The sequence below is a fragment of the Acinetobacter sp. KH_038 genome, assembly GCF_057839405.1.
This window is the reverse complement of the sequence record NZ_CM174489.1, coordinates 315,376-336,631: the sequence shown is the minus strand read 5'-3', so window position 1 is coordinate 336,631 and position 21,256 is coordinate 315,376. Positions and strand designations below refer to the sequence as shown.

At 43.8% G+C, this 21,256-nt stretch carries 19 protein-coding genes and 3 tRNA genes; 15 read left to right on the top strand and 7 right to left on the bottom strand.

Annotated elements, in window-relative coordinates:
- Positions 1 to 29: 29 nt before the first annotated feature.
- From AC3IT7_RS01550 to AC3IT7_RS01535, 4 genes are all read left to right on the top strand, one after another.
- The gene (locus AC3IT7_RS01550; RefSeq protein WP_489249157.1) at positions 30 to 1,871 is read left to right on the top strand and encodes a long-chain-acyl-CoA synthetase; all 1,842 of its coding nucleotides are present in this window, start codon (positions 30 to 32) and stop codon (positions 1,869 to 1,871) included.
- Between the two features lie 195 nt (positions 1,872 to 2,066).
- Positions 2,067 to 2,142 (top strand) — tRNA-Lys (locus AC3IT7_RS01545).
- A gap of 21 nt (positions 2,143 to 2,163) precedes the next feature.
- Positions 2,164 to 2,239 (top strand) — tRNA-Lys (locus AC3IT7_RS01540).
- Positions 2,240 to 2,311: 72 nt separating this feature from the next.
- A tRNA-Lys gene (locus tag AC3IT7_RS01535) sits at positions 2,312 to 2,387 on the top strand.
- 168 nt (positions 2,388 to 2,555) lie between these two features.
- Here the strand turns inward: AC3IT7_RS01535 and AC3IT7_RS01530 are convergent.
- Entirely contained in the window at positions 2,556 to 3,248 is a 693-nt protein-coding gene (locus tag AC3IT7_RS01530) for a hypothetical protein (RefSeq protein WP_489249156.1), read from the bottom strand.
- A gap of 241 nt (positions 3,249 to 3,489) precedes the next feature.
- Here AC3IT7_RS01530 and AC3IT7_RS01525 point away from each other — a divergent pair, with 241 nt between their 5' ends.
- From AC3IT7_RS01525 to AC3IT7_RS01510, 4 genes are all read left to right on the top strand, one after another.
- Positions 3,490 to 3,765 carry a PspC domain-containing protein gene (locus tag AC3IT7_RS01525; RefSeq protein WP_489249155.1) on the top strand — a complete coding sequence of 92 codons (276 nt, stop codon included), beginning with the start codon at positions 3,490 to 3,492 and terminating at the stop codon, positions 3,763 to 3,765.
- Positions 3,766 to 3,982: 217 nt separating this feature from the next.
- Complete coding sequence (locus AC3IT7_RS01520; RefSeq protein WP_489249154.1) at positions 3,983 to 4,768, top strand: sulfite exporter TauE/SafE family protein; 786 nt, start codon at positions 3,983 to 3,985, stop codon at positions 4,766 to 4,768.
- Between the two features lie 84 nt (positions 4,769 to 4,852).
- Complete coding sequence (locus AC3IT7_RS01515) at positions 4,853 to 6,265, top strand: SLC13 family permease (RefSeq protein ID WP_475653413.1); 1,413 nt, start codon at positions 4,853 to 4,855, stop codon at positions 6,263 to 6,265.
- 432 nt (positions 6,266 to 6,697) lie between these two features.
- Positions 6,698 to 6,862, top strand: a complete 165-nt coding sequence (locus tag AC3IT7_RS01510; RefSeq protein WP_489249153.1) for a hypothetical protein — start codon at positions 6,698 to 6,700, stop codon at positions 6,860 to 6,862.
- A 39-nt stretch (positions 6,863 to 6,901) separates the two neighbouring features.
- On the opposite strand, the gene AC3IT7_RS01505 is transcribed toward AC3IT7_RS01510, so the two are convergent.
- A complete protein-coding gene (locus AC3IT7_RS01505; protein WP_489249152.1) occupies positions 6,902 to 8,011 on the bottom strand; it encodes an HPP family protein in 1,110 nt (369 codons plus the stop codon).
- A gap of 254 nt (positions 8,012 to 8,265) precedes the next feature.
- Positions 8,266 to 9,087: a transglutaminase-like domain-containing protein gene (locus tag AC3IT7_RS01500; RefSeq protein WP_489249151.1), complete on the bottom strand. Its 822-nt coding sequence runs from the start codon at positions 9,085 to 9,087 to the stop codon at positions 8,266 to 8,268.
- A 303-nt stretch (positions 9,088 to 9,390) separates the two neighbouring features.
- Here AC3IT7_RS01500 and glyQ point away from each other — a divergent pair, with 303 nt between their 5' ends.
- The 5 genes from glyQ (at position 9,391) to AC3IT7_RS01475 (ending at position 15,706) form a co-directional block, all read left to right on the top strand.
- On the top strand, positions 9,391 to 10,374 hold the full coding sequence (glyQ, locus tag AC3IT7_RS01495; protein ID WP_489249150.1) for a glycine--tRNA ligase subunit alpha: 984 nt from the start codon (positions 9,391 to 9,393) through the stop codon (positions 10,372 to 10,374).
- Positions 10,374 to 12,443 carry a glycine--tRNA ligase subunit beta gene (gene glyS, locus AC3IT7_RS01490; RefSeq protein WP_489249149.1) on the top strand — a complete coding sequence of 690 codons (2,070 nt, stop codon included), beginning with the start codon at positions 10,374 to 10,376 and terminating at the stop codon, positions 12,441 to 12,443. Before glyQ ends, glyS begins: the two co-directional genes overlap by 1 nt.
- Positions 12,444 to 12,516: 73 nt before the next feature.
- A complete protein-coding gene (locus tag AC3IT7_RS01485) occupies positions 12,517 to 14,445 on the top strand; it encodes an AAA family ATPase (RefSeq protein ID WP_489249148.1) in 1,929 nt (642 codons plus the stop codon).
- A gap of 149 nt (positions 14,446 to 14,594) precedes the next feature.
- Complete coding sequence (locus AC3IT7_RS01480; protein ID WP_370981842.1) at positions 14,595 to 14,984, top strand: hypothetical protein; 390 nt, start codon at positions 14,595 to 14,597, stop codon at positions 14,982 to 14,984.
- Positions 14,985 to 15,211: 227 nt separating this feature from the next.
- On the top strand, positions 15,212 to 15,706 hold the full coding sequence (locus AC3IT7_RS01475) for a hypothetical protein (protein ID WP_489249147.1): 495 nt from the start codon (positions 15,212 to 15,214) through the stop codon (positions 15,704 to 15,706).
- A gap of 68 nt (positions 15,707 to 15,774) precedes the next feature.
- Here AC3IT7_RS01475 and AC3IT7_RS01470 read toward each other — a convergent pair whose 3' ends face one another.
- From AC3IT7_RS01470 to AC3IT7_RS01460, 3 genes are all read right to left on the bottom strand, one after another.
- The gene (locus AC3IT7_RS01470) at positions 15,775 to 16,728 is read right to left on the bottom strand and encodes a 2-hydroxyacid dehydrogenase (RefSeq protein ID WP_489249146.1); all 954 of its coding nucleotides are present in this window, start codon (positions 16,726 to 16,728) and stop codon (positions 15,775 to 15,777) included.
- A gap of 89 nt (positions 16,729 to 16,817) precedes the next feature.
- A complete protein-coding gene (locus tag AC3IT7_RS01465) occupies positions 16,818 to 17,015 on the bottom strand; it encodes a hypothetical protein (RefSeq protein WP_475654009.1) in 198 nt (65 codons plus the stop codon).
- Positions 17,016 to 17,140: 125 nt separating this feature from the next.
- Positions 17,141 to 18,412 carry a hypothetical protein gene (locus AC3IT7_RS01460; RefSeq protein ID WP_489249145.1) on the bottom strand — a complete coding sequence of 424 codons (1,272 nt, stop codon included), beginning with the start codon at positions 18,410 to 18,412 and terminating at the stop codon, positions 17,141 to 17,143.
- Positions 18,413 to 18,525: 113 nt separating this feature from the next.
- On the opposite strand from AC3IT7_RS01460, the gene AC3IT7_RS01455 reads away from it, so the two are divergent.
- Positions 18,526 to 19,302, top strand: coding sequence for a class I SAM-dependent methyltransferase (locus AC3IT7_RS01455; protein WP_489249144.1), 777 nt, complete (start codon positions 18,526 to 18,528; stop codon positions 19,300 to 19,302).
- 15 nt (positions 19,303 to 19,317) lie between these two features.
- The gene (locus AC3IT7_RS01450) at positions 19,318 to 19,902 is read left to right on the top strand and encodes a hypothetical protein (protein WP_489249143.1); all 585 of its coding nucleotides are present in this window, start codon (positions 19,318 to 19,320) and stop codon (positions 19,900 to 19,902) included.
- Between the two features lie 153 nt (positions 19,903 to 20,055).
- Here the strand turns inward: AC3IT7_RS01450 and AC3IT7_RS01445 are convergent, their stop codons facing one another.
- Entirely contained in the window at positions 20,056 to 21,255 is a 1,200-nt protein-coding gene (locus tag AC3IT7_RS01445) for a TIGR03862 family flavoprotein (protein ID WP_489249142.1), read from the bottom strand.
- Position 21,256 lies beyond the last annotated feature (1 nt).

The following is a 21,256-nucleotide window of genomic DNA, read 5'->3' as shown; positions in this document are numbered from 1 at the left end:
ACCGGATACGAAAAATAAATAGGATGCTCATGACCCAAATGAAATCACATGACCTGATTGGTATTGCAGATGTCGCTGCCAAAATCCCGGCCTTCTTGACCAAAGTGCCCAATTTATTGACCGGGCTAAGACAGGCTTATTTACGTACTCCGAATACACCGGCCGGTCTGGGTCTGGCTTTTGAAAAAGCCACACAGCGCCATCCGGAAGGTATTGCATTACGTTTTGAAGAACAAAGCTATAGTTATGCCGCGCTCAATGCCTGGGCCAACCAGATTGCACATTTCTATATTTCCCTGGGCGCTAAGAAAGGCGATGTTGTCGCGGTAATGGTCGAGAACCGCCCTGAACTGATTGCCAGTGTGATCGCTCTGGCCAAACTCGGTGTAACCAGTGCTCTGGTCAACACTTCCCAAGTGGGCAAAGTCTTGGCGCATAGTATCAATCTGGTCAAACCGATTGCCGTGATTGTGGGTGAAGAGTGCCAGAATGCCGTCAACGAAATTCGTGATGAGCTGAATATTGCTAGCGAACACTTTCACTGGTTTGCCGATCAAAATACACAGGCCAATTCTGGCCAGGCCCCTGAAGGTTTTATTAACCTTGCCGAAAAAGCCGATCTTTTCCCTAAATTCAATCCGCCGACGACGCACTCGGTGCAGGGCAAAGATGGACTGTTCTACATTTATACCTCAGGCACCACCGGCCTGCCCAAAGCAGTGATCTTTAGTAACGGGCGCTGGACACTGGCTTATGGCACCTATGGCCATGTGCTGAATCTGAACAAAGATGATGTCATGTACTGCACCCTGCCGCTTTATCATGCCACAGGCATGGTGGTGTGCTGGTGCGGCGTGATTGCAGCGAGTGGTACGCTGGCGATTCGCCGTAAATTCTCGACATCCTCCTTCTGGAAGGATGTAAAAAAATTTGATGCCTCTGCGATTGGCTATGTCGGTGAACTGTGCCGCTATCTGATGGATGCCCCTGCCTCCGAACTGGAAAAAGACCATCGGGTCACCAAAATGATTGGCAATGGCATGCGTCCGAATATCTGGGACAAGTTCAAGTCGCGCTTTGGCATTCAGGAAGTACTGGAACTGTATGCCTCGAGTGAAGGCAATGTCGGTTTTAGTAATATTTTCAATTTTGACAATACCGTCGGTTTCTCGCCAACCCCCTATGCAATTATTGCCTTTGATAAAGACAAAAATGAGCCACTGCGAGATCACAAGGGTCGCTGCAAACGGGTCAAAAAAGGTGAAACAGGTTTACTGATTGGTAAAATTACCCGCCGCTCCCCGTTTGATGGTTATACCGATCCAGAAAAAAACAAATCCGTGATCATGCAGAATGTTTTTGCTAAAGGGGATGCTTATTTCAATACCGGAGACCTGGTACGCAATATTGGCTTCCGTCATGCACAGTTCGTCGATCGTCTGGGCGATACTTTCCGCTGGAAAGGTGAAAACGTTTCCACCACCGAAGTCGAAAATATGCTGACTGAGTATGACAAGATTGCTGAAGCGGTGGTGTATGGGGTCGAAATTCCGAATACCAACGGTCGTGCCGGTATGGCAGCACTGACATTACAACCGGATGTGCAGCTGAATGAAGATGACCTGCAACAGATGACCAGCACCTTTAAACAGTGTTTACCAGCCTATGCCGTTCCGGTATTTTTACGTATCCAGCAGCAAGTCGAAACAACTGGCACCTTTAAATATCAGAAAAACAGGTTGAAAGAGCAAGCATTCGATCCGAGTAAAACCGACGAACGTTTACTGGTTTTATTGCCAGGCGCAACTGCCTATTCTGATCTGACAGCAGAGATTTTTGAGAATATTCAGGCCTATCAATATCGCTTCTAAGTACTGAAGTTGCCTATTTTTTGTTTAGATAAAGCGGAATTGTTGTATTTATAATCAAACATAGGCAACTTTGTTATTTTTTACTTGCGCTGAAATGAGATCTTGCTACAATACGCTCCATCAAACAAAGTGGTGCTTTAAGCTCTTTAGCTTGTATTGCACTGCACATTCAAACCTGGTTTGAATGCTGGTTCAGGGTCGTTAGCTCAGTTGGTAGAGCAGTGGACTTTTAATCCATTGGTCCCGCGTTCGAGTCGCGGACGACCCACCACTTCCTTTGATATTCCTTGATGGGTCGTTAGCTCAGCTGGTAGAGCAGCGGACTTTTAATCCGTTGGTCCCGCGTTCGAATCGCGGACGACCCACCATCTTCCGAAAGGATCACGTAAAAGTATACCAAACTCTTACGTCATAGAAATGATCATCATTTTTATTCCTCAGGGTCGTTAGCTCAGCTGGTAGAGCAGCGGACTTTTAATCCGTTGGTCCCGCGTTCGAATCGCGGACGACCCACCATTCTCCTCCTAGAATGTGTTCTGCAACATTCCTCTTCTTTATTTCAATTTAATTGCTATAGCTCTATTTCTACATCTAGATATAGTTTGATGCGCTGCTATCACTGGCTTTTATAATCTGAATTGTTTTCAAATCAGGTATCTTCCAGGCTGCCCATTTTAGCCTGACTCATTCTTGAATATGAAAAGAAGTATCTTTGATCAGTTCATAGGCTTTGGTCGGTGCCGGAAAACCACTATCAAATAATTCCTGATTGGTTTTCTGCTTTTCACTGTAGATTTTTTCCAGATTCATCACCAGATGATTGGAATCTTTAATCTTGTAATAAAAGCTCGCCCCTTCTTTACGGTTTACCACCAGTTCCGTGCGCTCCGGATTAACAGTCCAGCGGTCTTTACGATAAGTGACATTATGAGTTGTGTGGGTCTTAGTATTATCAACAAATACTTTACCATACTGCAAAATACTGCGATGCACGGTACCATCAGGCATCAGGCTCAGGATAAATTCTGCCCGACCTTCATTACATGGTGCAAAACTGCCATCACATTCAATCTCGGTATGATAACGGCCAATAAAATCTTTGGCATAATCCGGGACAACCACCGGATTTAAATCGGTTTCTGCCCGAAGTGTCGCCTGCCCTGCCACCTGGGTTAAGGATTTTGCACTTACCGGAACCACCTCAGGCGGTACGTTTGCAGCAGAAATTCTGACCCCCTCCTGTTCTGCTTCCGTCTGAAAATCCGGTTCAAGCTTGACTTCATGACGATCACAGGCCTGTAGTAGCCCGATGCTCCCCAGCATCAGGCCAAATTTAAAAAAACTGCTTAATGTACAACTTGATACACCCAATTTCATTTTAAAACATACCTAAATAGGAAACACAGCAAGTCCAGAGTACATCGTAAGCCGATGAACTTTATATAAGAGTTCAATAGAATTTTCACTATGTTAGTAGGTCTTATAACTGTATTTAATCTTTATTAACATTACTTAACGAATTTATTTTTAATCAGCACTTTAAAAAAATTAATCCAACTCCATTTCTAGAAGTATGAGTTTCTTTTGGAACTCACCCCTATTTTATCAGGAGATTTTAATGGCCAATGTTGGTTTATATCGCTCTAACCGCTCAAACATGATTGCAGGTGTGATGGGTGGTATTGCTGAACGTTTTGGTTGGAACGCAAATTTGTTGCGGCTTATTTTTGTAATCATTTCGGTGATGAGCGCTGCCTTTCCGGGTATTTTAGTCTATCTGGTGCTGTGGTTAATCATGCCGAAGCAACAGCATAGAATTGAGCAGAATGCGGCTCAGCAAGCTCAGGGCTATCAAAATCCTGTACGTACAGTCAATCAGGATAAACGTTATTAAGTCCGGCAGTTATTTGCAATAAATCCTGTCTAAGGTCTTCCTCTTTCACCCCGATTGAATGTGGTGAAATTTTGATGCCACGATAATTCCCCCAGATTATCGTGGCTTTTTTTGTCTCTATTTTTGTTATTTCTGCCTCGTATTACAGCTTTCTACTTTATCTTTCAGCTCAATTAACGCTAAGTTTAATATTCTTAATTATTAGAATGGATCTCAGATGACGCAGGCAGAATGGATAATGCTCTGGCTTTGCGCCTTGGCTGCACTGCTGCATGGTTTAAGCGGATTCGGCTTTCCCATGATGAGTACGGCTGTGCTGTCCAGTGCATATCCGCTCAGTATAGCAGTGACGCTTGTGATTCTGCCCTGCCTGCTGCTCAACCTGATTATGCTCAATGCCGATCCACAACATGGCCTGTTCAGCAGTATTGGCTATTATCTAAAACATTACTGGCCATTGATCCTGAGCAGCCTGCTGGGAAGCATGCTCGGAGTTCAGTTACTGTTCTGGCTGAATGAAGGGATTCTGAAATTATTGCTGGGTCTGGTGATGATATCGTATGTACTGGATCAGTTACGGACACGGCCGCTGCAAGTCAGTCAGCATATTTTCAGTATGCTCTGTTTTGGCTTACTCGCGGGCATCATTGGCGGCGCGACCAATGCCATGGCACCTTTTCTGATGATGTATCTGATGAGCTGCCAACTGTCCAAAACCGATATTGTGATTATCAGTAATCTCAATTTTATTGCCAGCAAACTGATTCAGTTGACCCTGCTCTTTCCAGTTCTGATCGCCTTTGAAGCCCCCCAACAGCATATTCTGATCGGAATAAGCTTATTTGCCCTTGCTGGCGTCTGGATCGGGGGGAAAATACGCCACCGTTTATCTCAGCAGCATTTCAAATATATTGTACTAAGTCTGCTTTTTATACTTGGCCTGTATGCGCTTTGGCAAAGCGCTGCATTAATACAACAGTCGAACTACAGCATTTTCAAGTAGGATGTTTTTTAAACACACCAAACAATCAAATATTTAAAATCAATCTAAAAATATGACTTAAATAAAAACTTGCAAGGAGTGCATATGACTCAGACCAATCTAGCTACCCCGACCAATGCCATGCCGAAAGGAGTACTTAAGGGCTGGATCCTTATTGTTGTTGCGGCTATTGTGGCCTATAGCCTCTATCTTTACCTGCCCTATGACCAGAATGCCAGCAAGGGTCTGGCTCTGCTGGCTTTTATCGGTATTCTCTGGCTGACAGAAGCAATTCATATCACGATTACCGCTTTGTTAGTGCCAGTACTAGCAGTCCTACTCGCCATGCCGATGGCTTCTGACGGGGCACTGGTCCCCATCACCACCCAAGCAGCTTTAACCACATTTGCCGATCCGGTCATTTTCCTGTTTTTTGGTGGTTTTGCTTTAGCGACCGCGCTGCATATTCAAAAGCTGGATAAAAAAATTGCCATGTGGATTATTTCCATGTCGGGTGGACATTTGGGAATTTCAGTATTGGCGATCTTTGCAGTAACGGCTGGCTTGTCCATGTGGATTTCAAATACGGCAACAGCAGCCATGATGCTCCCGCTGGCACTGGGACTATTGTCACATCTGGATATCAAAAAAGAGCGTAAAACCTTTGTGTTTATCCTGCTGGGGATTGCCTATTCAGCCAGTATTGGTGGACTGGGAACATTGGTAGGCTCTCCACCAAATGCGATTGCGGCCAAGGCGATTGGTTATGACTTTGCCGACTGGATGAAAATCGGCCTACCCATGATGCTGATTCTGCTTCCCGCCATGCTGATCAGTTTATATATCGTGCTGCGTCCGAAACTGAATCATAAAATCAAGTTTGTCACAGAAGATATTCCATGGACGGCTACACGAATTGCCACCATGCTACTGTTTATCTGTACGGCGCTGGCATGGATTTTCAGCAAACGACTGACGGAAATGTTTAGCATCAGCCAGCCTGATACCTGGATTGCACTGCTGGCAGCCTGTCTGGTGGTGGTTCTGGGCACCGCAACCTGGAAACAGATTGCAGAAAATACCGACTGGGGCGTGCTGTACTTGTTTGGTGGTGGCCTGACCTTAAGTGCAATTTTAAAGGATTCAGGCAGCTCACTGGTGCTCGGTCAAACAGTGGCCAATGCTTTTGGTGATGCCTCACCGCTGGTGATTATTTTTGTGGTCACCATTTTCATTATCTTTCTGACTGAATTTACCAGTAACACAGCGTCTGCCGCCCTGCTGGTGCCGGTATTTGCCGCAATTGCCGATCAGATGGGAATGCCTAAAGAAATTCTGGTGATTGTTATTGGTATTGGTGCTTCATGTGCCTTTATGCTACCTGTCGCCACACCACCAAACGCGATTGTGTTTGGTACCGGCCATGTACAGCAATCTGAGATGATCAAAGTCGGCTTTGTGCTGAATATTCTGTGTATTTTCATCATTTCATTCTTCGTTTACTGGTTCTTCCTCTAGTCCTCCCGGTTGTTAAAAACTATCTGCAAAGCACACTGCGGTGTGCTTTGCATGATTCATCTAGATTTTTAATCTTTGTTAGGCCGAAAAGTCCTATTCTATTAAAAAGAATACATATAAATTCTCTTATATGCTCAATATCAACAAGGTGGCAGATCGATTATGCACAGGATATTGCACTGGATGTCTCAACCGATCCAGAATTCTCCCTGGACAATAATCATCAACCTGACACTCGCTCCTTTGATTATGCTAGTGCTTTTATTGCCTTATATACTGCTTCTTGAAGCCACATCTGGACAATTTGCACCATTGCAGAGCCTGTTTTCGGCGCTTTTTATCAGTTTTTTTGTCTGCCTGAGCTACTGGATCATGGTCTTTCCCTTTTTGCTCATCATCCATCTGCTTTTGCGACATTATCAGCAATTCAATATGACAACAATTCTGCTCAGCTGCGTACTGGGAACCCTGATTCTGACCTGCATCTCAGCACATCAGTTCGAGCTGTTGATTTCCCAGTTTTTCTTTCTATCCTGTTTTTCCCTGCCGATGGCACTGTTTTACATTTTTTTAAGCTGGCAAGCCAAGCAGAATTAATCAATGAATAACTGTTAAGCGGATGCATGCTCTCTCATTTTAAGCTTTCATTTTTAAATGATTAAGCTCCTGATTCAGCGCGGCAATGATGTCGGCACGACTGATAATTCCCACCAGTCGCTGCTCGCTGACCACCGGAATGTAATTAAAAGAACGTTCCACAAAATACGGTACCAGATCCTGGATTGGCTGGGTGGGCTGCACCGTCACCACCTTTAAAGTCATAATATGCTTGACCTGATCTTCCCAGCTACTGCGGATATCTGAAGCACGCTTAAACCACTCCACCACCTCATACATCGCCAGAGTACCCACCAGTTTTTCTTCTGCATTGACCACCGGCAAGCTCATCAGGTTCATCTGCTTAAACTTGTCCAGCGCATGATGAATATCATCCGTTTCATGCAGCGTAGCCACGTCTTTGGTCATAATGTCCTGACAGGTAAATTGATGCACCGCACGGGCATTGGCTTTATCCTGTGCTTCCAGAATAATTTTTTGCAGATCGTACTCACTAATATCCAGCAACTCGGTGCGCTGATCCAGTACTTCCTGAATATCCTGTGGCTGAATCGTAACTTTCTGGGTCGGGGTCGGATCTTTGGAACGTGTATTCAGTTGTGCCTGCTGCGGATAGCTCTTCCCGATCATGCGGTTAAAAATAATGGCAATGATCATCAGCAACAGGGAATTTAACAGCACTGGATAAAACACAAAGGCATAGCCCAGATCATGGACGGCGTTACCGCCCAAAACCGCCGTAATCGCCACCGCACCACTCGGTGGATGCAGCGAATCGGTGCTCATCATCAGCATAATCGACAAGGCCACGGCAACACTAAAGGCTTCGGTCGGGCTGGCAATCAGCAAGGCGCAGGTCACCCCCACAAAGGCAGCAATGGTATTACCGACCATAATATTCCAGGGCTGTGCCAAAGGACTGGCCGGCACTGCAAACAGCAATACTGAAGAAGCTCCCATCGGCGCAATATACCAGGCCTTAAAATCGCCCAGAATCCACAAACTCAGTAATGATGAGACTGCCAGGCCAATCAGGGCACCGATGCCGCATAACAGACGATCTTTGAATGGAAGGACTTTGAAGTTGGGTTTTAAGGTATTGAGCCAGTCTAAATTGGAGTGAAACACAGTCTGCCTGATTTGCTTTTTATCGATTTTCCGCATTATAAAACCAAGCCATCTAAAAGGTATATTTGTTTTATATCTTTTAACAATGCATCTCTGCCTGCTGATCGGAAAGCAAAATCATCAAACAGGCATTCATGCTCAAAATGTTTTGAAAAGCTGAGACTGCATGGCTTAGCCCCATTTCAATATACTAATGAGGCAGGATGAAGCCGATCGATCTGTTTAAAATCATGTTACTTTGCAGCAATTTTATTTCATTTTAATAACGGATCTGCATCGGCTGCATAGCGAATAATCGGCTCAATTTTCATCAGCTCGACCTGACCGTAGAACGTTGAAAATGCCACATCTCCGGCATCTACACCGGTGCCAATCCGGATTAAATTTTCTACAGGTGCCAGACGGGTCGGATCAAATCGTACCCAGCCACCCTGCAAATAGGCTTCAAAAATAGCGTGAAAATCGGGTAAAAACTTTTCAATTTCGACATATCCCACCACCATGCGTGCCGGAATGCCCAAAGCACGGCACAATGAAATGCCCAAATGGGCAAAGTCACGACACACACCCGCCCGATGGATCAGTACGTCTGTTGCAGTAGTAAACTGGTCCGAACTGCCAGAAACGTAAAATATATTGTTATAAATCCACTGTTCAATCGCTTTGACCCGACTATAGCCCGGTGTCATCCAGCCAAAGGAGCGGTTGGCCATTTCTGTAAATAAATCCGAATTACAATAGCGACTGGCCAGCAAATAAGGCAGCACCTCATCAGGCAGGTCCGCAATCAACACTTCATTGAGATTGTGCTGCAAATCTGTATGGCTCACTGGATGATATTCAACTGCCGCACGATAACGTACTTCAAAAATATCACAGGGTTCTACATGCAGGCGTATATAACGGTTTTGATGTTTTAAATCCTGAAATTCATGCCATGCCACAGGCATATTAAAGCTCAGGTTTTCTTCAAGAATGCGTTGATCGGGATAATGTGCTGCCTGAATCAGGAAAACAAATTCTGTGGTCTGGACAACCTTGTACTTTAAATGGCATTGAATTTGACAGGTTGTCATAAATTTCCTTATTTTTTCAGCATTATTTTATGAAGATTAAACCAGTTTCATGCTGATCTTCGTATGAGATCAGTTTAACTTTAACGCGATTCTTTTAATGCCTTTTAGCTGATGTAGTGCTGATTTTCCGGTCAGCTCCAGTCTGTCCTCAAAACTGAAATCAGCATATCTTCATAAACAAGGTTTCTGGCGCAGGCTATTTGTATTTTTTCCAAAAAAGTATCGGCACATTAACCCTTTGCCACTCCCCGACAAAGCCCTTATAATTGGGCACAATTTTTCTCTAATTTTAAGTGGATGACCATGAGTCGCGCCATATCGCATATTGATACCTTCCAAGGCTTAATTCTTGCCTTACAAACTTACTGGGCTGAACAAGGTTGTGTGATTTTGCAACCTTACGACATGGAAATGGGCGCAGGGACATTCCACACTGCGACATTCCTACGTGCGCTTGGTCCTGAAACCTGGAACGCAGCTTACGTTCAGCCTTCACGTCGTCCGAAAGATGGCCGTTATGGCGAAAACCCAAACCGTCTGCAACATTATTACCAGTTCCAGGTAGTACTGAAGCCAAACCCGGACAACATCCAACAGTTGTACCTCGACTCGCTGAAAGCGATTGGTATTGACCCGCTGGTACACGACATCCGTTTTGTCGAAGACAACTGGGAATCGCCAACACTCGGCGCTTGGGGTCTTGGCTGGGAAGTGTGGCTAAACGGCATGGAAGTGACGCAGTTCACATACTTCCAGCAGGTTGGCGGTGTTGAATGCTACCCGGTCACAGGTGAAATCACTTACGGTCTTGAACGTCTTGCCATGTACTTGCAAGGTGTAGATTCTGTTTACGATCTTGTCTGGACCAAAGGTCAGTTCGGTACTGTGACTTATGGCGATGTGTTCCATCAAAATGAAGTTGAGCAATCCACCTATAACTTTGAATATGCAAACGTTGAAAAAATGTTTGAGCTGTTCGATTTCTACGAAGCTGAAGCAACGCGTTTAATCGAAGCTGAACTGCCACTGCCTGCTTATGAGCAAGTGATCAAAGCATCACATAGCTTTAACTTGCTTGATGCACGCGGTGCGATTTCTGTGACTGAACGTCAGCGTTATATTTTACGTGTACGTACTTTAGCGCGTTCAATTGCAAACGCTTATGTCGCTGCCCGTGCCAAGCTTGGCTTTCCGATGGCAGAGCCTGAGCTTCGTGACGAAGTGTTAGCGCAGTTAAAAGCACAAGTTGAAGCGGAAGCAAAAGTTGAATCTAAGGAGAGCAAATAATGTCTAAACATACCGTTTTGTTCGAATTGGGTTGTGAAGAACTTCCTCCAAAAAGCTTAAAAAAATTACGTGATGCGCTGCAAGCTGAAACCGTAAAAGGCTTAAAAGATGCTGGTCTTGCGTTCGACTCAATCGAAGCATACGCAGCACCACGTCGTTTGGCATTAAAAATCGTCAATGTAGATGGCGCGCAAGCAGACACACAAAAACGTTTTGACGGCCCTGCGAAACAAGCCGCTTTCGATGCGGAAGGTAAGCCGACTAAAGCTTTAGAAGGCTTTATGCGTGGTCAAGGCATCACGGTTGATCAAGTATCGACCTTCCAGGCCGGTAAAGTTGAAAAAGTGTGCTACCTAAAAGATGTCAAAGGTCAAAGCCTAGACATCCTTTTACCGCAAATTCTACAAAATGCCTTGGACAACCTGCCAATCGCAAAACGCATGCGTTCTGCAGCAAGCCGTACTGAATTCGTACGTCCGGTCAAATGGGTGGTATTGCTGAAAGACAACGATGTGGTTGAAGCAACCATTCAAGATCACAAAGCAGGCAATGTGACTTATGGTCACCGTTTCCATGCACCTGAAGCAATTACACTTGCGCATGCAGATGAATACCTTGCGAAATTAAAAGCGGCTCATGTTGTGGCTTCTTTTGAAGAGCGTCAAGCCATCATCGACCAACAAGTGAAAGCATTAGCGGACGAAGTAAATGCAATTGCGATTGTGCCTGCTGATCTTCGTGACGAAGTGACTGCACTGGTTGAATGGCCTGTTGCGCTTCGTGCCAGCTTTGAAGAACGCTTCCTTGCAGTTCCTCAAGAAGCATTGATCACGACGATGCAGGACAACCAGAAGTACTTCTGCTTAGTGAACAGCGATAATAAACTGCAACCGTACTTCATTACTGTGTCTAACATTGAGTCGAAAGACCCGACACAGATCATTGAAGGTAACGAGAAAGTGGTTCGTCCACGTTTGTCGGATGCTGAATTCTTCTTCTTGCAAGACCAAAAACAACCGCTTGCTTCTCGTAAAGAGAAACTTTCGAACATGGTCTTCCAAGCAGAATTGGGTACGCTTTGGAACAAGTCTGAACGTATTGCAAAACTCGCTGTAGCACTCGCACCAATTACAGGTGCAAACCCTGCGGATGCTGAAAAAGCTGCACTGCTTGCAAAATGTGACTTAACGTCTGAATTAGTAGGTGAATTCCCTGAACTTCAAGGGATTGCGGGGACTTACTACGCACGTCTTGAAGGTGAAAATGCTGAAGTTGCTGAGTCTTTAGGTGAGCAATATTTACCTAAATTCGCAGGTGACGTTTTACCAAAAACTAAAACAGGTACAACCATTGCCCTTGCTGACCGTTTAGATACCTTGACCGGTATTTTCGGTATCGGTCAAGCGCCTACAGGTTCTAAAGATCCATTTGCACTGCGTCGTTCTGCAATTGGTATCTTGCGTCTTGTGACTGAAAACGAGCTTGATGTATCGATTGAAGATCTGATCAAACTTGCACTCGCTGTTTATGGCGATGTATTGAAAGATCATGATAAGACTTTAAACGATGCGGTTGCATTCCTTGAAGGTCGTTACCGTGCCAAATACGAAGACCAAGGCGTTGCTGTTGATGTGATTCAGGCTGTTCAAGCCTTGTCTCCAAAATCTCCACTTGATTTTGACAAGCGTGTTAATGCGGTAAATCACTTCCGCGCATTGCCTGAAGCGGCTGCGCTTGCTGCTGCCAACAAGCGTGTTGCCAACATTCTTGCCAAAGAAGCTGCACCTGAAGGTGCTGTGGTTGAAGCAAACCTGGTTGAAGATGCTGAAAAAGCATTGTTCGCTGAACTTGCAAAAATCACGCCTCAAGTTGAGCCGTTATTTGCTGCCAAAGACTACACTGCTGCCTTGTCTGCACTTGCTGCATTACGTGCACCAGTAGATGCGTTCTTTGACGGTGTAATGGTGATGGCGGATGATGCAAACTTGAAGTCAAACCGTTTGTTGATGCTTGCTCAGCTTCGTGACTTGTTCACAAAAGTGGCTGATATTTCGGTGCTTCAGCACTAATACTAAGCATTTGTAAAATAATAAAAAAACCGTTATCTTTATAACGGTTTTTTTATATCGTGAAATAGAAGAAATGATTATTGGGATGTTCTTAAGGAATGTTAAAACTTATAGAAAAATAACCTACATTCCAATCAGTGATGGTGAAAAATTTTGTGGATTACTAGGTGACAATGGTGCAGGTAAAAGTTCCATTTTAGAAGCATTAGATAGTTTCTTTAATGATCGTCCTATCAATCCAAACCTTTCATATAAACAAACACCTGATCCAAAAAATTTACCACATTTAGTACCTATTTTTTTATTAAAAAAAACACTATTTTCCGCTGAAGAAGCACTAACACTTCAGCCTATGCATGATTTTTTAATGCATGCTAATGACAAAACAGATGTACCTAGACCTAATATTTCTCAGCTTAAAAAGTTTTTAGAACATCGAGATAGTTTATTAAAATACACTGATACTGATGAATATTTTTTAATTGCCCTTGGAAAAGACTTTTTATCAAATATAAATTTATCAATTTTTCATAGAATAAATATTTACTATACAAATGAAGAAATACAAGATGATAATGTTTTAACACTCTACAATGAAATACTAGGTAAAATCTATACTAAAATTAAAGAGCATTTTGAATATATTTATATTCCGAGAGAAATTAATACTGAAACTTTTACACAACTTGAGACAAACGAAATCCAAAAACTAATGGGTGAAAATTTATATGAGGAGTTAGAAAAACTTATTACGGTTGCAAATATTAAAGAAATAAATCAAAAATTGAATAGCTATATTGATAATTTATCAAATGATTTAGTTGAATATACATATAGAACTTCTGGGCAACGTCAACAAAATTTAAAAGCACAACAACTATACAATCTTGTAATTCAAGCTTTTTTCAACATTAGAAAACTTTGCAAAAAAGAGAATAATGATTGGTTAGAAATTCATAAATTAAGTTCAGGTGAAAAGCAAAAAGCTTTATTGAATATCGCAGAAAATCTCTTAGAGAAAAGAAATGCCAATAAGCAAAATGTAATTCTAGCAATAGATGAACCAGAATCATCTTTACATATGTCATCATGTTATGAGGTTTTTAATCAACTTCACAATATGAGTTCAAATTGTCATCAATTATTATTTACTACTCATTGGTATGGTTTTTTACCTATAATCTCTAACGGAAATTCAACTGTTATCACAAAAGCAAATGATGATTCTCATACCGCAGACTTAGTAAATCTTTACCATTATAAAGAGCAAATTAAATCACTTACCGCAAGTTCTAAGGGTAGTTTTCCATCGAATATTAGGCTTAAAAGCACAAATGATTTAGTTCAATCTATCATTACTAGTTCAACCAGCGATGAACCATATAATTGGTTAATATGTGAAGGCTCTTCAGATAAAGTCTATTTAAATTACTACCTAAATGATTTAGTCGAAACTAAAAAATTAAGAATTATCCCAGTTGGTTCGGCTTCAGCAATAAAGCAATTATATAGTTATATATCAACAGCATATGAGGACTTTAAAACTGAAATTAAAGGTAAAATATTTTTATTAACAGATACTGATGAACAATTAGTTAGCTTCTCTGTTAAAAACGATGACCAACATAAAAATTTACGATGTAAACGACTTGCAAATTCAGAAGCTGAATTTAATACTCATTTAGTTAAAATCGATGATAATAAAATGACATCTCCAACAGTTATTGAGGATGTATTAAATGGTGATATTTACTCTAAAACTCTTGAATTATTTAAAGATGAATACAAGATGGACTTTCTTGAAGCAGCTCAATTTTATAAACAATATTGTTCTGCATGGTGTTATGTCTTGCCACCTCATCACAAAAAAGAAATCAAGAACTTCTTCAAGGAAGATGGAATTAAGTATAAGTTCTCAAAAAGTTATATTGAATTAGCTAAATTACATGACCATGAAATACCTGATTGGATACAAGAGTTGTATGAATGGTTTGATAAATAATATTTATATCAAATTACATTAGTTATTTAGCAAAAGCTTTTTGAATCATTTAACTAACAAATAAAGGAAAAGGCTTTGCCTAACACTATAGGAATATCACTATATATTTCATATACTCAACCTAACAACACTCAACAAGAAAGAATCATATGAAATTTAAAGCTCTTATTTTGACGGGTATTGCGAGTATCGCAGTTACAGCATGTACATCTGCACCAAAAATCCCGCAGCTTGAAGTTGGCGTCTTACAGGAAGTACAAGACCTCGAAGTATCTCCAGAAACTACCAACAACAAGGCAAAACTGACCAAGGTCCTCGACAAATGTGTGATTGAATTCACCGGCGATCTTGGCAATAACCGCGTCATCGAACAATGGTCATTTAAAGGCTTTACCCTGATAGATGCCGGTTCAGCAACTTTCCAGCGCGATGGAACCAGCACCGCACAAAAGTTTGATATGCATGCTGCCAATGTACAAAAGAATTTTCTTGCACTACGCCATCACTTTGCCAAAGATGCCTTAGCTCAATGTGACTAAGCCTCCTGCCCTGTTTTTATTCAGAAAATGGGGCCATTTTTTATCTAAAATAAATAAAAACCGGTTTCATCTTTTCATTCGATCGTCTTCAATTACAAAAAAGCTAAATTGTACTTCCGGGAAGCGCTAGCGAATCCATCAGATCTTCATTGTTTTCGTGACTTTATCCGCTACACTCAAAATCAAACAAAAGATCGCTATTTGACTACTTCGAGGTCGATCACATCATGACTATGAAAAAAGCTATTATTCTCGGTACTGCATTTTTAGTCTGTATTCCGGCACTGGCACAAGCTGCAAGCGGATCAGAAACACAAACCAGCAAACCGATTGCGCCATATGGTGCCAATCCAAATCTTTTGCATGTCTTTGCCTATAAAGCTCAGGAAGGCGTCATCAATACCGCAGAAAAAGTCGGTGAAGTGACTGAAAAAGGCATTGCCAAAGTCAAACCAGGTGTAGATCGTGCCTGGGGAAATACCAAGGCAGCAGCGTCAGAAACTGCACAGAAAGTCGATCAGGGTGCCACGCAGGCAGCCCAGCAAACCAATCAGAAAATTCAGCAAACCAAAGAAGTCTGGCGCGGCAATTCCTCACAAGCAGCACCGATTGTGCAGCAGCCTTTAAGTGAATCTTCTGCGCCTCAGCAAACCACTACACCGCAGATGCAGCCTCAATCCGGTTCCGGCACTGCCACCAGTTATGCGGTGACTGATCTGTAAAAAAAGCCCGTAATGGGCTTTTTTATATTTTCTAGCAGAAAAGATTCATTTCAACAGAATGATTAACATCAATTCACCTGCCGGATCGGCTGACCCTGTTTAAATGCTGCTACATTTTCCACCATTTGATCCACAATGCGCTGCCGTGCATCAACACTGCCCCAGGCATTATGCGGGGTTACAATCAGGTTTGGAATTGTAGCATCGAGCAGGACATTGCCTTTTTTGGGTGGCTCCACCGTTAAAACATCGGTCGCTGCTCCGGCAATCTGACCCTCACGCAGAGCCTGCGCCAAGGCTGCTTCATCAACAATCCCGCCACGCGCACAATTAATTAAAAATGCAGCGGATTTCATGGCTTCCAGTTCAGCATGACTGATTAAATGCCGGGTATCTTCTGTCAAAGGACAATGTAAGCTTAAAAAATCGACTTGAGGCAAAAGCTCGGCAAATGGCACACGGGATGCATCACCTGGGCGGTTTGGCAGCGCCGCAATTAAAACCTTCATGCCAAAAGCTTCAGCCAGTTTGGCCACGGCATGCCCCAACTCACCATAACCGACAATCCCTAAAGTCTTCCCGCTCAGCTCTACAATTGGTGCATCCAGCAAACAGAACTGTGAGGATTTTTGCCACTGGCCTTGTTGCAGTGCACGTTGATAAGACAGGAATGAAGTGGCCAGATTCAGCATCAGCATGATCGTGTGTTGTGCAACCGCAGACGTTCCATAGGCCTGACAGTTACAGACCACAATGCCACGGGCCTTGGCTGCTGCAAGATCGACATTATTGGTGCCCGTCGCAGAAATCAGGATCAGTTTCAGTTCAGGACAGTGCTGAATGGTCGCAGCATCAATCAGTACTTTATTGGTGATAATCACATTAGCATTGGCCACACGGGAAGCAATCTCGGCAGCCGAAGTCGTTGGATACAATACAAGCTGATCAAATGCTGCATGCAGTGCCTGAAAGTCTAAATCCTGCTGGTCTAAAGAAGCATAGTCTAAATAAACGGCTTTCATGGCTGTTCCCTCAATCCTGTTGAATCATTGATCTTTGTCATTTAAAACAAGTCATTGAGGCTTTTCAAGCAGTTTCCGGTCTGCCAGGCTTAATCCAGCGGTTTATCGAGATGATTACGCAATGAACGCCGGATTTTATAGATCACATAGACTGCCAGAATGATCATGAAGATAATCGATGCACTCATCATGATGACCGCAGGATGCACACTTGCTGCATGCGCCAGATTGGGCAGCGCTAAACCGACAATGAAACAGACTTGTATTATCTGGGTAGATTGCATCATATAGAGACCCCCTGGTTCGTTTCAACTATCGGGAGCGGTACCGGTGGATATTATTTGTACCGCTTATCTCTATATTATGCCAAGCCTATCACATGTCAAGTAATTGTTTTTTATTAAAAATAAAGCTAGTTTATCTCGTTGTGCGTCACAAACTGTGTATTTTTGTCACTTCCATCGATAAAGGCTGCAGCGCCATACTCATTGGTACTTAAATTCAAGTGCTTATAGCTGAACATATAAAAATCGCTATAGCGTTTCATTAAGATCGGGTGCATGCCCAGACTAAGCTCATCCTGTTCCTTGATCAGTTTCATAATATGCCGGTCATTCATCACCACCAGATAACGTTCATCATTCAGGTTAATGCTCAATAAACCATTGCCTTTGGCATAAATTGGAATCAGGAATTTATGGTTCAGGGCAATTGCGCCTTCTGCATAGCTTTCGATTTTATGACTGATGACATTAAATACCAGACCATGTCCATATTGATCCAGAAGCAACTGGCGATTTTCCTGCGGCAAATTCACATGAATGCCAAGCTTGAGCAGATCATGCTGATCGACCTGCTTGTTGCGTAACAGTTCCCGCAGAATCACCTGTTTCTGGCTGGCATCAAAAAACTGGTTATCCAGTTGCAGGTCATTGTTTTTCAGAATCTGTCCCAAAGCCATGCGGTGTCGTGGCAAGACATTTTCAATCACCTTGCGATAATAGAACTTGCTGTTTTTCTTGACCCGGCGCATTTTCTGGTAGAAATAACTCGGCTCATAGTCATGTACCAAAAAGTCATACAGCAGTTCCGAGCTGGCCAGAACGGCGATGGCATCATGTCCGGTAAAAGGCAGATGCAGCACATGGTGCTGTGGAATCAGTGCTTGCAGTTTCACATAATGGGCGCGATCTTCGGCACAGTAAGGATCATAGACAATAATATATTCGCAGGTGCTGTCGATATCTTCGGCTTCAACCCGCATGCCGGCATTCAGCTCTGGCTGATAGAACATGTTATAGCGGGCATCGTGTACATCTTCCGGATCAATCGAATATTGTGGCACCATGGCCACCACCCGTTGTACGCCTAAAGCACGGGAATACTTGATTGCGGCATAGCCCCCCATGGAGCCGCCATAAGCAACACGCTGCTGAAAGGGCGCAATCAGTTCAGCGACTGCCTGCAACATGTTCCACATGGAACCTTGTGGAAACCAGGATTTATGCTTGGGCATGATACCGAGCACATTAAATTCAAACTTCTGCAGCGACTTTTCTGCATTGATGTTGAGTCCCTTGGCACGGGTAATCAAATCGCCAAATGAAAAAATCAGTTCTGAAGAAGATCCCGGCATAAAAATCGCGCGTATATGTTCATCTTCAAAAACAATCTGCTTGTCCATAACTTTCCCGTGCTGGTAAATCGAACCCTTCCACAACAATTCAGTCAATGAATGCTGTCAAAAAAGTGAATATGCTATTTTATATCGATCAAAAAGATTAAAAAGCGCAAAATATGACACAATCATTACATCCTGCAGCAAAACAGGGTTTTAGTGCGTCTGCTGAGCTGTATCAGCAAGTACGCCCTGACTATCCGGCAGAGATCAGTCCATGGTTGGCCAAGACACTGAATCTGCCTGCAGATGCGCATCTTTTGGATCTGGGCAGTGGCACCGGCAAGTTTATTCCCTGTTTACGCCCGCTGAGCAACAACATCATCGCCGTCGATCCGGTGGCAGAAATGCTGGCGCAATTAAAACTGGCCCATCCGGACATTGAGACGGTTCAAGGTCTGAGCCATCAGCTTGCCCTGCCCGATCATAGCCTGAATGCGGTATTTTGTGCACAGTCATTTCACTGGTTTGCCAATTCCGCCACCTTAACAGAATTAGACCGGGTACTTAAACCGCAGGGCTATCTGGTGTTAATCTGGAACCAGCGCGACACCCGGGTAGACTGGGTTCAGGCCTTAGCCGATCATATTGCTCCCTTGGAAGGTGATACCCCACGCTATCATAGTGGCGCCTGGCGTGAAGTCTTTGCACAGCAAAGCCTTTTTCAGTCCTATGCCGAAACCAGCATGACCCAGCAACAACATGGCAGTGTAGAACAGGTGGTATCAAAACGACTACTCTCGACCAGTTTTATTGCTGCCCTACCTGTGCAGCAACAGACAGAATTAAAACAACAATTTGAACAGATTATCCAGCAATATACCGCCAAAAATGCAAAGGAAATGATAGATTTCCCTTATATTACCCAGATCTATGTATTCAAGAAAAGCAATTAAAAACAGGAGGCGATCATGCCTAAATTATCAGGAATGACTCGAACGGCGCTGTTCGCAGCGGCAATGCTGCTCATGGCATGTGATCAGAAAACAACGGAAAGTCCGACTGAAGCCACCACAGATAGCACCGCTTCAGATCAAGTCATGCAAGAACTGAAAACCGAACCTCTCAAAGATTTCCCTAAAAGCAGCGATGATCCACATGATATTGCTGCACTGACGGATTATGAACAGCGCTTTCAGGACATGAGCAACGAACTGGAAAAAGAATTAAACAGCATGCGTGATGAAGACAGTCTGAGTCCGGAATTTATTCAGCAACGACAACGCGATCATGTACGGTCAGCCCTGACCATGTTGAAGGATTTAGAACTAAAAACTGAACAGGGCCGTTATATTCAGGGCATGATGTATCAATACTGGGAGCATCAGGACAAGCTGCTCAATAGCCCCCATACCCAAGCCACCACGGTGAATGAAGCCAGTGAAAATGTCAAAGGTCTGGGGAAATATCTGCATGCCCAGGAACAGCTGGAACGCTGGCGTTCGCAGTATCCAGATCTAGCTCCTAACAAGGCAGCTGCCCGCGTAGCCAGCTAATTCAATCGGGTCAGCGCTATGCACCAAGCGGAGTGGACATACCCAACTCGCATTGAAGTCGAGTTGGCCGCTGTAAAATGCTCTGGTCAATAAAGACAGGCTCTGCCCAGCCTGAATTTCAGTAGAAGCAGATCGTCCTGAGAATAAACTGACTTAGTTACGCTTGAGAAACTGATGCACCCCTTCACCTGCCGCACGTCCAGTCGCGAAACAGGCTGTCAGCAGATAACCTCCTGTCGGTGCATCCCAGTCCAGCATTTCGCCGCAGAGAAATACATAGGGGTTGGATTTAAGTTGTAGCTGTTCTGACAGGACTTGACGCTTGACGCCCCCTGCACAACTGATGGCTTCTTCAATCGGGCGGAAACCTGTGACTGGAATAGTCAGATGTTTTATCTGCTTGGCCAATTCAGCAGCATCTTGCCATAAGGTCTTGGGCAGTAATTCACGCACCAAGGCAGCCTTGGCACCCTCCAATCCCGCTTTACGCCAGACATTGCTTAAAGACTGCTTCTTACTCGGCTGTAATTTTTGAGCAAGCTGTTCAATGTTGTGATTTGGAAATAAATCCAGATGCAGCTGCATAGCCTGACCCTGTTTCAGCTGCTCCCGTAGGCCACGGCCCTGCTTATAGATCAGACCGCTTTCCAGACCATAGTGGCTGATCACGATATCACCCACAGTCTTTTCACCTTGTCCGACCCATGCCTCGACACGCTTTAAAGGCTGACCGAAGACAGGCTGCATAAATTTGGACCAAGGATATTCCACTCCGGCATTACTGGCCTGAAACGGCTCGATTTGATCCGGCTTTAGCCAGGCTTGCCAGGCTCCGTCACTGCCCAGTTCTGACCAGGACACTGCACCACAAGCCAGAATAATCGCATCAAAATTTTCAGTACGATGGACATGATTTTTCAGATCATGCAGTTCAAGCTGTTGCTGCTGCAACTGGCTGACTTTATGCCGATAATGAAACTGGACACCCTGACTGGCCAGGCGCTTAAGCCAGGCACGCAGCAAGGGTGCAGCTTTCATCTCTGTGGGAAATACCCGACCGGATGAACCAATATAAGGCTCAATGCCCAACGCCTTCATCCAGTTTTGAATCCACACAGCGTCCCACTGCTTGATCCAAGGTGATAACCATTCTACCTGATCATAACGCTGTACAAATTGTGCTACAGGCTCGGCATGGGAAATATTCAGGCCAGTTTTACCTGCCATCAGGAATTTACGCGCCGCAGAGGGTTTCTGCTCGTAAACATGCAGCTCATAATCAAACTGACTGAGGACTTCTGCGGCCATTAAGCCGGCAGGGCCTGCACCAACAATGGCAATACGCTTGCTCATC